General features: G+C 54.2%; 11 protein-coding genes, 1 pseudogene and 1 riboswitch. Of the genes and pseudogenes, 5 read left to right on the top strand and 7 right to left on the bottom strand.

Going from position 1 to position 13,160, the window contains the following annotated elements:
* Positions 1-401: 401 nt before the first annotated feature.
* Both pdxK and BLP91_RS04780 read left to right on the top strand, forming a co-directional pair.
* Entirely contained in the window at positions 402-1,187 is a 786-nt protein-coding gene (gene pdxK, locus BLP91_RS04785) for a pyridoxine/pyridoxal/pyridoxamine kinase (RefSeq protein ID WP_091567216.1), read from the top strand.
* 546 nt (positions 1,188-1,733) lie between these two features.
* On the top strand, positions 1,734-2,552 hold the full coding sequence (locus tag BLP91_RS04780; protein ID WP_245662116.1) for a mechanosensitive ion channel family protein: 819 nt from the start codon (positions 1,734-1,736) through the stop codon (positions 2,550-2,552).
* A 300-nt stretch (positions 2,553-2,852) separates the two neighbouring features.
* On the opposite strand, the gene BLP91_RS16605 is transcribed toward BLP91_RS04780, so the two are convergent.
* A complete protein-coding gene (locus tag BLP91_RS16605; RefSeq protein ID WP_176757818.1) occupies positions 2,853-2,996 on the bottom strand; it encodes a hypothetical protein in 144 nt (47 codons plus the stop codon).
* Positions 2,997-3,130: 134 nt separating this feature from the next.
* Between BLP91_RS16605 and BLP91_RS04770 the strand changes: the two genes are divergently transcribed.
* Positions 3,131-4,321, top strand: coding sequence for a DUF418 domain-containing protein (locus tag BLP91_RS04770; protein ID WP_245662115.1), 1,191 nt, complete (start codon positions 3,131-3,133; stop codon positions 4,319-4,321).
* 269 nt (positions 4,322-4,590) lie between these two features.
* On the opposite strand, the gene BLP91_RS04765 is transcribed toward BLP91_RS04770, so the two are convergent.
* The 4 genes from BLP91_RS04765 to BLP91_RS04750 all read right to left on the bottom strand — a co-directional run bounded on the left by BLP91_RS04765 (position 4,591) and on the right by BLP91_RS04750 (position 7,639).
* Positions 4,591-5,802 (bottom strand): CynX/NimT family MFS transporter, encoded by a 1,212-nt coding sequence (locus BLP91_RS04765; protein ID WP_091567212.1) that lies wholly within the window; start codon positions 5,800-5,802, stop codon positions 4,591-4,593.
* An 82-nt stretch (positions 5,803-5,884) separates the two neighbouring features.
* Positions 5,885-6,151 (bottom strand): hypothetical protein, encoded by a 267-nt coding sequence (locus BLP91_RS04760; protein ID WP_091567210.1) that lies wholly within the window; start codon positions 6,149-6,151, stop codon positions 5,885-5,887.
* Positions 6,152-6,262: 111 nt separating this feature from the next.
* Positions 6,263-6,730: a peptide-methionine (R)-S-oxide reductase MsrB gene (msrB, locus tag BLP91_RS04755; RefSeq protein WP_091567208.1), complete on the bottom strand. Its 468-nt coding sequence runs from the start codon at positions 6,728-6,730 to the stop codon at positions 6,263-6,265.
* A gap of 165 nt (positions 6,731-6,895) precedes the next feature.
* The gene (locus BLP91_RS04750; protein ID WP_091567206.1) at positions 6,896-7,639 is read right to left on the bottom strand and encodes an IclR family transcriptional regulator; all 744 of its coding nucleotides are present in this window, start codon (positions 7,637-7,639) and stop codon (positions 6,896-6,898) included.
* A 211-nt stretch (positions 7,640-7,850) separates the two neighbouring features.
* Here BLP91_RS04750 and acnA point away from each other — a divergent pair, with 211 nt between their 5' ends.
* Together acnA and BLP91_RS04740 are read left to right on the top strand one after the other, a co-directional pair.
* Positions 7,851-10,568: an aconitate hydratase AcnA gene (gene acnA / locus BLP91_RS04745; RefSeq protein ID WP_091567204.1), complete on the top strand. Its 2,718-nt coding sequence runs from the start codon at positions 7,851-7,853 to the stop codon at positions 10,566-10,568.
* 13 nt (positions 10,569-10,581) lie between these two features.
* Positions 10,582-10,929: pseudogene (locus BLP91_RS04740) on the top strand (VOC family protein).
* 58 nt (positions 10,930-10,987) lie between these two features.
* Here BLP91_RS04740 and BLP91_RS16600 read toward each other — a convergent pair.
* Both BLP91_RS16600 and BLP91_RS04735 read right to left on the bottom strand, forming a co-directional pair.
* Positions 10,988-11,134 carry a hypothetical protein gene (locus BLP91_RS16600; RefSeq protein ID WP_176757817.1) on the bottom strand — a complete coding sequence of 49 codons (147 nt, stop codon included), beginning with the start codon at positions 11,132-11,134 and terminating at the stop codon, positions 10,988-10,990.
* A gap of 149 nt (positions 11,135-11,283) precedes the next feature.
* Positions 11,284-12,744, bottom strand: a complete 1,461-nt coding sequence (locus tag BLP91_RS04735; protein ID WP_091567419.1) for a flavin monoamine oxidase family protein — start codon at positions 12,742-12,744, stop codon at positions 11,284-11,286.
* Positions 12,745-13,011: 267 nt separating this feature from the next.
* A riboswitch (TPP riboswitch) is annotated at positions 13,012-13,121 on the top strand.
* The last annotated feature ends 39 nt before the right edge of the window (positions 13,122-13,160 follow it).

The following is a 13,160-nucleotide window of genomic DNA, read 5'->3' as shown; positions in this document are numbered from 1 at the left end:
GCCCTAAACGCCCTTGCAGGCTGATTCTCCACTGGACCGGACAGCAACCTTTTGGGCGTCAACCCATCGTTTAGTCGTGTCTGTGGTCCATCCTCACCTTCGAGCGTCAGCCCCATCGGTTCGTGGTGCCCTCAGGTGCAAAGTCGCTCTTGCGGGTAAACGCTCCCCTCTTCGTGACAAACGGACTATTTTTAATCACACTGCTTCTGGGCCTCCAGGTACAACCATTAAACCAGGAGAAAAAACGTCCGTCAATTAGGAATATTGGATCGCCTCCTGCTGACACCCTAGGTGACACGATTTCCAATATCCTTTTGCACCGATTTCCTTACAAACCGAGAGTTTTGTTTTAAAATAAGAATAGATGAATGTTCGTAAGCCGTGCAAAGGAGGATACATCCATGAAAAAAGCACTCACCCTCGCCGGCTCCGACACCAGCGGCGGCGCTGGGATTCAAGCCGATCTAAAAACCTTTCACACCCTGGACGTTTACGGCATGTCAGCCTTAAATACCTTGGTCACCATGGATCCACAGGGCTGGGCCCACCGAGTGCATCCGATTCCCTTGGAGACGGTTGAAGCCCAGCTGGAAACCATCCTCTCCACCGGACTCGACGCCATGAAAACCGGCATGCTCAGCACCGTCGAGGTGATTCAGTTGGCGGTGGATGTGATCGAGCAGCATCACCTGCGCAACGTGGTGATCGATCCGGTGATGGTATGCAAAGGGGAAACAGACGTCCTCCATCCGGAGATCAAAGAAGCCCTGCGGGACCGGCTCGTCCCTAAAGCGACGGTAGTCACCCCCAACCTGTTTGAAGCGGCCCAGCTGGCGGGGATGGAACCCATCACCACCCTGGAAGAGATGAAGGAAGCCGCCCAGGTGATCCACCGGCTCGGACCGAGCTACGTCCTGATCAAAGGCGGTTCCGGCATTGACCATGAGCAAGCCGTCGACCTCCTTTTTGACGGGAAAACCTTTACCACCTATGAATCGGAAAAACTGGACCCTCCACACACTCATGGCGCCGGCTGCACCTACTCCGCCGCCGTCACCGCCGGGCTGGCTCACGGAAACAGCGTGGAAGAGGCAGTACGTCAGGCCAAGACCTTCATCACCCGGGCCATCGGAAACGGATTTCCCCTCAACCAACACGTGGGAACAGTCCGCCAACTGCGCAGTTGAGCCGTGACCCTCCGAAACCGAACCTCCGGGTTCGGTTTTTTTCGGCCCGTTAAAACACCGATAAAGAAAATCTCTCATGGGAACTTGGTAAAACGTTCAGGGAATATAAACGTTACAAGAACCAGGATATCTGGGGTGGATTTGCCTTTGAAGCATTTTAAAAAAAGCAAACCGTCTCCATTTATATTCACTCCGATTTCCTCAGCTATTTGGAAGCAGAGCATCCTAGGTTATATGATCGATTGTCTGCATTTAATAAAGAAAAAACCTCCACCATACCGGAACAGTTTAGCAAAGAGGAAAAATATACCTCTACATCCGACGAAAAAAATACTAGCGTTACTGTGTGTGTTGATAGTGATTGCACTCTTCTCCGGGCTTGAACTTATATAAAGATTTAGATCCTTTAGCGGATACCTCCGAACCAGCAAAACACTTACCATTTCCATTGTAACGAACATTGCTATGTGAATCGAAATCCGTCTTTTTGATCCATCGCTGGGGGAACAATCTTCTGCAGGTCAATCTAAAAGGAGATGGTAACACTTGAACCTGAATGCCCTTTTTCCGTCCAATCTCGTCGGATCGATTCTGACCGCTGTCGTCATCGCCCTGGTCACCTGGTTGGTCTACACCATCTCCAAAGGAATGATCAACCGCATGGTGGAACATAAGCTGAAAAATCAAGATGAAAACAACGCGCGCTTTAATACCCTGTCCTCGCTGTTGAAAAGCATCGCCGGCTACGTCCTCTTCTTTGTCGCTCTGGTCATGATTCTAGGGGAGTTTGGCGTCAATACCTCCGCCATCATCGCCAGTGCCGGCATCATCGGACTGGCCATCGGTTTCGGTGCCCAGGGGCTGGTTAGCGACATCGTCACCGGCTTCTTTATACTGACGGAAAACCAAGTCAACGTCGGCGAGTATGTCACCATCGGCGGGTACTCCGGTGTTGTCGAAGAGACGGGCCTTCGGCTGATGAAGGTCCGGGGAGTGAGCGGCGACCTCCACTTTATTCCCAACCGGGAGATCAGCTCCCTCACCAACCATTCCCGGGGCAATATGCAGGCCCTGGTGGATATCCGCATCGCCTACGACTCCGATGTCAACCAAGCGATTCAGATCCTGCAGAAACGATGCGACGAACTTCGGGAACAGCTCCCCCAGCTGGTGGAAGGTCCCAACGTTCTCGGCGTACAGGACCTCGGCTCCTCCGACGTGGTGATCCGCATTCTGGCCCGCACCGAAAACGGTGAACAGTGGGCGGTGGAACGGGAACTGCGCAAAGAGCTGAAATTGGCTCTGGAACAGGCCGATTTCGAGAGCCCCTTCCCTCATCAAGCGATTCTACTTCAGAAGAAGTAAACCTGAGGCTTACTCCTCCATGCCCCCTTGCGGGGTAGCAAAAGGCTGTCTCCACTTTCATGTGGGACATCCTTTCCTTCAGATCACCTCTTCCCAGGTCATTCGTCGATGTACGAAGGAGATACTGAATAAAAGACCGCTCGTTTTCACGAGCGGTTCTGTTTGGTTAACCGGCCTGCTGGTAGATTGAACACTTCGGGTAGGTGATTGAAAAGCCGAACCAGCGCATGTAAAGATACTGGGGCACGTCTTCCCCACCATCGACAAAGTACGCTTCCGGAAAACCATCTTCGTCCACAATCACCCCGAATCGCCGACACAACGGAAATGGTATTCCCTTCCATCGATGAAGGGAACCATCGCCGTTCCTGTTTGACAGACCGGATAGTAGTTCACCAGACAGAGGGACTCATTTAAACTTCCCCGAGCTGTCAGGATTTTCACGGCAGACCACATTTTAAAAAACATCAAGGACTGATCAAAAGGAATAAACATCCCTTAACAAAAATAATGATGGATCTTCGTCTTTCAGAGCTCTATAATGGGCATGTCATCAAACAAGGTAAGGGGCGTTGGTTTTGAGTAATTTCGTGAACGATGATCGTTCCGATCGATTAGCTCGTGGACCCATTTCTCAAAAAGAGCGCGCACTCGCACCCGATTTAGCTCGTGGGTTTATGCTGTTGCTCGTTGTCCTCGCACACGCTCCCACCCTGCTATTCACTTCTGATCCCTGGGTGATGAATCGACCGGAGGGGGTTCATCTACTCGATCGAGTGATTAACTTTATAGGGCTCTTGTTCGTGGATAACCGTGCGAGGTACTTGTTCGCTGTATTATTTGGTTACGGGCTGGTCATGGTCATTGAAAATCAGCTCCGCAAGGGAACCTCTGATCGGGCCGCGAAGCGTTTACTACGCCGTCGTGCATGGATACTGATCCTCTTCGGGTTTGTTCTTCACGTCTTCATCGGTGGGCTTGACATACTCTCGGTCTATGGCTTTTCTATCCTTCTTATCGGTTGGCTGTTGTTCCGGCCGGATCGAGTTCTTACACGAACCTTGATTTTGGTCGGCCTGTTTTACTCCCTTTTGATGCCATTTATGTACATTCATGTGGCGAACGCTTTGGGAGGGGTAGGGTTTCCCAGGCTGTTCTCCGCAACCGATACTTATACCGGAATCGTGCTCGAAAGACTGTTTTCTTTCCCAAGTGTGCAGTTCATCCATATAACGACGCCGATGCTGTTGCCGATTTTGGTTGGCATGTGGGCGGGACGCAAGCGCTTATTAATCGAACCCCACCACCATCGGAAACAGCTCTCCCGCATTGTCATCGCAGGAATTTCGATCTCCGTGATCGGCGGTCTACCCCTGGCCCTCATCGGCGCTGAAATTTGGCATCCCACCCCGACGGTAGCCGGTTTGGTCTTCTCCCTACACCTATTGACCGGGCTAGCTGGCGGCTGTGGTTATGCAGCGATATTTGGACTGATCGGTGCTGTTGCCAAGGGTACGGGACGGGCCACCCGATCCTTAGCAGCACTTGGTAAACGATCGCTCACTTTCTTTGTGTTCAATGAAGCGATACTGGTTCTTATCCTATCTCCGGTTGCACTCGGCCTGGGAAAAACGTTGCACAGCACCGGTGCGGCGATGGTTGCTGTGCTGATCTGGCTGACCTCCCTGGGACTCGCGATTGCGCTGGAGAAAATGAAGAGACGCGGACCTCTTGACGCCCTGTTTCGCCTACTTGTCTACTGGAAATAGAAGGCGGGGAGTTATAAGAGTCTCACCCTCCCCCGATCCAAAAGCGCTATTAGTTCTGTCTTTAGAAAAGAGAGCGGCTTAAAAAAACGCTCGCTTTTCTCGACCGGGCTACATCTTCCAACGATTCTTCCAGCCGCTCCCCCGCCTGATCGGGGGCAGTTTCGTCCTCCGATCAAGGCTTCCGCCAGTATCGGCAACGGTTGGCCGCATAACCCGTCGTCAATCCCAGAGCCAAAGGGGCTGTATCCCATCCGCTGACACGATAGCCTCTATCCTTCCGTCACTGGGCTCACCTGCCGATCGCGGCCAGCACCCCACCCAGACAACATCAAGAGTAGGCAGGCCCCTGTCAGGACGATCAGAGGAAGGGTCCAGGATTGCGTCCGGTCGAAGAGCCATCCGATCAGAAAAGGACCGATCGCCGCTAACAGATAGCCCGCCGACTGGGCCATCCCGGACAACTCCGCCGCCTGGCGAGCGGTAGCGGCACGCAGTCCGAAAAAGGCGAAGGATAAGCTGACACTGGCTCCTTGTCCCAAACCGACCAAGACAGCACTCACAAGAGACAGGGAGTAACGATCTCCCAAAAGGAGGACGAGATAGCCGGCGCCGTAAATCCCGCCGATCCCCGCAGCAAGCACCCGCTGATCTTTCAGCCTGTCGGCCAGAACCGGGGCGATGAAAGTGGCAGGAATACCGATGATAAGCGCCAATGATAAAAGCCAGCCCGCATCGGCCACATGTAAGCCCCGGTCATGCAACATCGTCGGGAACCAGGCCACGGTGGTATAAAAGCCGAAGGATTGCAAGCCCATATACCCGGTCACCTGCCAGGCGAGAGGCGAACGCCAAAGACTGGATCCCGATGATACCTGCTTTTGGGAAAGGGACGGTTGCCGGCCCGAAAAGCGGCATTGCGGCAACCACAGGATTGCCGCAATGCCTGCCAGCACCCACCAGAAAGCCAACGCTCCCTGCCACCCGAGATTCAGGTTTACCGCCAGGGGAATGCTGAAGCCGGAACCTACGGCAGCAAACGCGGTCATAGCCGTGGAGTAGACACTGGTCATCCATCCCACTTTTTCTGGATACCGCTCTTTGATCACACCGGGTAACAGTACATTGCCCAGCGCGATCCCCACCCCGACCAGGAGGGTCCCAAAAAATAAGGCGGAGATAAGGGAAACGGAACGGATCAAGATACCGAGGAGTAACACGAGGAGGCCGGCAAAAATCACTCGCTCATTTCCGTAGCGGTATCCCATCTTGGGCGCCAGCAGCGCCAACAAACCGAAGACGAGCAAGGGCAAGGTGGTTAAAAGACCGATCGCTACATTGGATAAGCCTAGATCGCCACGAATGGAACTTGTCAGGGGACCGACGGAGGTAAGCGCCGGCCGCAGATTGAACGCCACAAACACCACGCCGAGGGTGAGGAGGATTCTGCGAGCCCGCGCGTCGGTATCACCTCGATGTACCATCTGACTGATCTCCTTTGCAGAAAACGATGAACCCCAGTTTATCGGGTCTTTCCGCAAAGATCAAGGCATTTCCATCCGATGGTTAATCCCGAGCTGTCCGCCTCCTGCGGAGACCTAACAATCCCAGCAGTCCAGCCACTCCAAGCCAGCTGCTATCCCCGGTATCAGCTGCAGCTGTCGGTTGATACCTATCATAACTTCCCACATTGGGGTAGTGGCTCCCACCTTCCACTGGAGTCCGGTCGTTTACCTCCGCGGTGACGGGAATCGGTTCCACTGTCATCTGGGCCAACGACACCGTCAGAATCACCCCCGCGATAAGCACCCACCTGCCTATCCATCGGTTCATGGAAATCCTCCTTTCCAATCAAAACTTCTTTCTTAAACTCCCTTTAGCCCGTCTGTGTTATACCTGGTTAAAACAAAACCGCCTCCTTCAGGCAGGCGGTTTCCGTCACGATCAATCTCTTTTTTCCTTTCCATCTTCCTCAAACAAGGAAAGGTATTTTTCATACCCTTCCTTTTTCAAATCCTCTTTGGGAATAAAACGGAGAGCGGCGGAATTGATGCAGTACCGAAGCCCCTTCGGGGCGGGCCCGTCGTTGAAGACGTGACCGAGATGGGAGTCGGCTTGTTTGCTGCGGACTTCGGTCCGGATCATACCGTGGCTCCGATCCAGCCGCTCTTCCAATAGAGCCTCCTCGATGGGGCGGGTGAAGCTGGGCCAACCGCAGCCCGCATCATACTGATCCTTCGAGCTGAACAGAGGTTCACCGGACACGATATCGACGTAAATTCCCTCCCGATCATTATCCCAGTATTCATTCCGGAAGGGAGGTTCCGTCCCGTTGTTTTGGGTCACTTCATATTGCATCGGGGTAAGCCGTTTCCGCAATTCTTCCCGATCCGCCTTTTTGTACTTATCCATCTGGATCCCTCCCATGTGTATATCTTTCATCATAAAGGAGAAAAAAAGACGACCAATCCTTAAAAAGTCTTATAGAGTTGTGTTGCTGGAATCAAAATAGTAAGGAAATTCCGGCCGAAACGCCCCTCCTTCATATCCAATATATCACAGGGATAGGAAGGCCAGTTAAGTCTTTAGCATTTTCTGCATTCGTTCTGCTGCTTCAATCACCGAAGGAACTACCTCTTCCATACGCTCCAGTGTGAGACGTCCCACGGGTCCCGATACAGCGAGGGCAGCCATGATGTTTCCATCCTGCCCAAATACGGGAACCGCCACAGCAGAGGTGCCCGCCTCCCGCTCTTCCACACTGGTGGCAAACCCCTGTCTCCGAATCCGATCCAGTTGGGCGAGATAGGCCTTCTGATCCACGTTCTCCGGCCACTCCGGGTCAGATAGGATTCGATCCAGAACAACCGGGGAAGAAAAGCTGGCCAATACCTTCCCCGCCGCACCAACAGCCAATGGCATCCGGGCACCGACAGGAGCCACTCGCCGGATCGCCTGCAAGCTTTCCACCGCTTGAACGCGAACCCGTTCCAGCCCATCCCGCACATAGAGGCTGACTGTCTCCTCCAGCTGGTCACGCAGCTGCTCCATCTCCGGGAGAAACAGGATCGCCGGATCATCGGTGCGGGACAGGTGGGCCGACAATTCCCAAATCCGAAAACCCAGGCGGTATTTTTCCGTCTCCGCATTTCGGATGAGAAATCCTTTTTCCTCCAAAGTGGCCAACAGGCGAAACACCGTGCTTTTATTCAATTCCGTCATACGCGCGATTTCAGTCAAGGATAATTCCGGTTGTCGGGTAAAACAGAGCAGGATGTCCAGGGCGCGTTCCGCTGCCCGAACCGTTTTTTTTCCTTCCATGATGGCGGTGTCCCCTTTGTTTCACTTAGTGAAATGAATTTTTGGTATCCATTATACGCTGATTCGGTTCCAGAAAAAAGGGCAAGTTATAAGATTTCAAGGGGTATACAAAAAGGAAGGGCACAGTGTATAATGGAACCGAAAAAGAAACTTGGTTTCAATCAATGAAACCAAACCGTCTTCATACTGTATAGAAGGAGGTTGTCTTCCTATGTCCCAAAAGGACCTCTTCGGCGTGCGCAAAAAGCTCTCCGCAGGCGGTAAGGACTATGTGTACTATAGCCTGCCGGAACTAGAAGCGAAGGGTGTCGGCGACGTCTCCCGCCTTCCCTTCTCCATCAAGGTTCTTCTAGAAGCGGCTGTACGCCAATATGACGGACACTCCGTCACCAAACAACACATCGAACAACTGGCCAACTGGACTTCCAAAAAAGGAAACCAGGAAGTCGCCTTTAAACCGGCCCGGATCGTGCTGCAGGACTTCACCGGTGTCCCTGCCGTGGTCGACCTGGCCGCCCTCCGTTCCGCCATGGACCGGGTAGGCGGTGACCCGAAACGGATCAACCCGCTGATTCCGGTGGACCTCGTAATCGACCACTCGGTGATGGTGGACAAATTCGGGACCCAAGACGCCCTCGAGTTCAACATGAACCGGGAGTTTGAACGGAACGAAGAGCGTTACCGCCTGCTCCGCTGGGCAAAAGAAGCCTTCGACAACTTCCGCGCGGTGCCGCCGGCCACGGGGATTGTGCACCAGGTCAACCTGGAATACCTGGCCAAAGTGGCTCAAACCCGCGAAGTGGATGGCGAGCTGCAAGTCTTCCCGGACTCCCTGGTGGGAACCGACTCCCACACTACCATGATCAACGGCCTGGGCATCCTCGGCTGGGGTGTCGGCGGCATTGAAGCCGAAGCCGGTATGCTGGGGCAACCTCTTTACTTCCTGACCCCCGATGTGATCGGGTTTAAACTGACCGGACAGCTGGCCGAAGGGGCCACCGCCACCGACTTGGCGCTGACCGTCACCCAGATGTTGCGTGAAAAAGGGGTAGTGGGTAAATTCGTCGAGTTCTACGGCCCCGGACTCTCCAACATTGGCCTGGCCGACCGCGCCACCGTCGCCAACATGGCACCGGAATACGGCGCCACCATGGGCTTCTTCCCCGTTGACGAAGAATCCCTCAACTACCTGGCCAACACCGGCCGTGACGACAACCTGGTCGAGCTGGTACGGGAATATTACACCGCCCAGGGTATGTTCCGCACAGACGACACACCGGACCCGGCCTTCACCGATACCCTGGAACTGGACCTCGGTGATGTGAAACCCAGCCTGGCCGGCCCCCGTCGTCCTCAGGACCGGATCGAACTGACCGACATGAAAGAAACCTGGAACAACACGCTGACCAAGCCGATCGAAGAAGGCGGTTTCGGCACCGAGGATACCGACAAAAAAGTATCCGTCGAATACAACGGCGAAACCTTTGAACTGAGCCACGGGGACGTGGTGATCGCTGCCATCACCAGCTGCACCAACACCTCCAACCCGTCAGTGATGTTGGGTGCGGCTCTGCTGGCTGACAAAGCGGTGAAGAAAGGCTTGACCGTGAAGCCCTACGTCAAAACCAGCTTGACCCCGGGATCCAAGGTCGTGACCGAATATCTGCAGAAATCCGGCCTGATGGATTCCCTCAACAAGCTCGGCTTCACCCTGGCCGGTTACGGCTGCGCCACCTGTATCGGGAACAGCGGCCCGCTGCCAGAGGAGATCAGCCAAGCGATCAAAGACGGGGACCTGACCGTCGCCTCGGTTCTGTCCGGTAACCGGAACTTCGAAGGCCGCATCCACCCCGACGTGAAAGCCAACTACCTGGCTTCCCCGCCGCTGGTGGTCGCCTACGCTCTCGCCGGCACGGTGAACATTGACTTCGCCAAAGATCCGATCGGCCATGATACCGATGGCAACCCGGTCTACTTCCATGACATCTGGCCTTCCAACGAGGAAATCCTGAAGACCGTGGAAGCATCGATGGATGCCGATCAGTTCCGCAAACAATACGCCAACGTCTTTGACGCCAACGAGCGCTGGAACAACATGGACACCCCCGAGGGTGAGCTGTACGAGTGGGACGAAAAATCCACCTACATTCAGGAACCGCCCTTCTTCGTCGGCCTCTCCCCCGAAGTGGAACCGATTCAGGAAATCAAAGGCGCCCGTGCGTTGGCCCTGTTGAAAGACTCCGTCACCACCGACCACATCTCCCCTGCCGGTGCCATCGCACCCAACAGCCCGGCCGGGAAATACCTGAAGGATCACGGTGTCAAACCCCGGGACTTCAACTCTTACGGCTCCCGCCGGGGGAACGACCGGGTCATGACTCGGGGCACCTTCGCCAACATCCGCATCCGCAACCAGATGGTTCCGGGTACGGAAGGCGGTTTCACGAAATACGTACCCACTGGTGAAACCCTGCCCATCTACGACGCAGCAGTGAAATATCAGGAAGAGAACACCCCGCTGGTGGTCCTGGCCGGCAAAGAGTACGGAACCGGAAGCTCCCGCGACTGGGCGGCCAAAGGAACCAACCTACTCGGCGTGAAAGCCGTCATCGCCGAAAGCTTCGAACGGATCCATCGCAGCAATCTGGTCGGCATGGGCGTTCTGCCGTTGCAGTTCAAGGACGGAGACAGCTGGCAGTCCCTGGGGCTCAACGGCGAGGAAACCTTCGACATCGAAGGGCTGAACGATCAGATTCAACCCTTCCAAGAGGTGAAGGTGACCGCCACCAAACCCGACGGCTCCACCACGCAATTCGACGCGGTGATCCGCCTCGACAGCCAGGTGGAAATCGAATACTACAAAAACGGCGGCATCCTGCATACGGTGCTGCGCCAGTTCCTGAACGACAAAGAAGAAGTGAACTCCTGATGAAGCCCCTCGCATCCATCATGCGCAGCTGACCATCCCCACCGGGTCCGAAGAGGTAGCCCGCAGCTTCTACTGCGAAGTGATGGGACTCGAGGAGATCCCTAAACCGGACAGCTTGAGCGGCCAAGGCGGTTTTTGGCTCGCCTCGGGGAGATGGAGATCCACGTCGGGACCGAAGATGGGGTGAACCGCCACCGGACCAAACCACTTGGCCTACCTGGTGGAAAACTTGGACGCCTGGCGCCACCACCTCACCCGACAGGGCTACTCCATTGAAAGCTCCATTCCGATTCCGGGGTATGAGCGCTTTGAACTGCGCGATCCCTTCGGCAACCGGGTGGAATTGATGGAACGGATTTAACCAAAACAACCCCCGCATCGATAAAGATGCGGGGGTTGTTGATTATATGATGGGAGGTTTACGAAAACAGCGTCGTCAACGTGTCTGCGAGGGATCGGTTGTCCAATGAAGCCATCAGCGCATCAAACCCCAACAGACTGAGGGTCACGATCAAAACAAAAGTGAACAGAGCGAAGGAGATTTGAAATAAGGGTTTCTTGATCATCGTCTTCCTCTTCCTCCATCAACATCCCTGTGCTTCTATTTTACTCCAATCGATTCGCGGACGGGTTTACAATTTATGGATCACTATAGCGATCAAAAAGTTTATAACAGATACACCTGATTTTCATGGTTTTTATCACACAGACCTCCTCACCCCCTCCGCTGATGCACCTCCATCGCCACCCGCACGCCGGATTCGATGGCTCCCTCGACCCATGCCGGTTTGGAGGAAGTGTGTTCCCCGGCGAAATGGACCCGGCCTTCCGGCGTCGCGATGTGTGGACCGATCTCTGTATTCTGGAAAGGTTTCAACAGGCTGAAGGCCCCGGAGGAAAGAGGGTTGCGTGTCCAGGCGAAAGAGGTGCCCGTCACAAACTCCTGGTACACCTTAGGACCGTGAATGCGGGAAAGCCCGTGTAAGGCAGACGGCACCCGCTCCGCCTCCGATAAACTGCTCCAAGGCATGGAGTCATCCTCCCAGGTATAGCTGGCCAAAACCACCCCCGGGCCGGAGCTGCCGATGCCATGGCTGGGGTAGTAGGCGAAGCGGACCGGGAGATCGGTGATCATTTTTCCTCCGCGCAGGCCCTCTCGTTCCCAGAAGCGGCTTTTAAACTGGATACCGGTTCGCACAGCGGGAGCATAATGAAGTTCCCGGATAGCTTTCCATTTTTGAAACGAAAAAGACTCCCGGGGCTGTACATCGATGTGTTGCAACACCGTAAAGGGAAGGGTCAAAATGGCGACGTCCCCCTCAAAGGCTGCCGATTCGCCGGACTTGGGGTTTCGCGTCTGAATGTGAACCCGACCCGGCTTCTGTACGATCCCTTCCACCTTGTGCCCAAACCGGATATTTTCCCGCAGCCTGGGAAAAAAAGCCCGAGGCAATCGATCAAAGCCGCCGGTAAGCTCATAGAAGCGGCCTTGCGGGTCAAGGAAATAAGACAAAATCTCCAAGATTTTCAGGAAGGAGTGCTCAGCCAACCCTTCCACATCCCAGATGATTTTGATCAAATCCACCGCAGCTGGAGACAGTGAAACACCGAAGGGGTTCATCCGAAGGTATCGTTCGAAGGAATATTTGTCCATCTCGCGCATCAGCGCTTGTCGTTGCGGCGGAGGCAGCTGATGGTACTGATTCCAAAAAGGGCGAATCGCTTGTTGGAGCAGCTCTTTGGCCGTTTTCCCCCGCTCCTGTGGTGTCATCGGAAAACGGAAAATATCCGGGTGCTGTTCATAATGGCGCTGACGGGTGTGGATGCCATTGATATACAGCATATCATTAGGGGTGCTATTGAAAAACTCGTTCACTTGAAGACCAAACTTCTTTATATACTCAAAAATAAGGACATGAACGGCCGGGATGCGCATCGCTCCTGCTTCAAAATAGAGACCGTCGGTGAACGGAGAGCGCAACGTATGAACGCGTCCCCCCACCCGATCAGAGGCTTCCAACAAAATGACCTGGTGTCCAGCTTCCTTCAACAATGAACCCGCAACCAACCCGGCCATGCCAGCCCCGACAATCACCACGTTTTTGGGGGATGATGTAGGAGGCAACCCCCTTCGGATCAACCGGGCCATCCCTTCCGTCGTCCGTGAAATAAACATCCCTGTGCTCCCTCCCGCAATATACACAGCTTTTTCTGATGGAATTTCAGAAAAATAGCTGCCCATTTATCCCCATCCTATTCCAAGGGAGAAGAGAATCTGCTTCTTATCTACATGAACTCAAAGGAATCAAAAAAGGCACAATATGCACCTCTCCCCCTGATTGACCCCTTCTCGTCCCTTCAGCAACAAAATCCGATATGACATAAGTTTTGAACAAATCACCTTGAAGGATTGGATGACCTGTGTTTTAATGAAAACAGGCAACTGCATATCTACGGGAGCTTGGAGGAGCCAGGCTGAGAGGGCGGGAGTTCTACGCCGACCGTAAACCTGATCTGGGTAATGCCAGCGTAGGGAACAGGGATTTTTGTGATGGATTGAGATCGCACATCAAGCCGTACGCTGTTGACGGC

This window comes from Melghirimyces thermohalophilus, assembly GCF_900102685.1.
Taxonomy (GTDB): domain Bacteria; phylum Bacillota; class Bacilli; order Thermoactinomycetales; family DSM-45169; genus Melghirimyces; species Melghirimyces thermohalophilus.
Note: the sequence above shows the minus strand (reverse complement) of the source record. Positions and strands in the feature narration are given on the sequence as shown.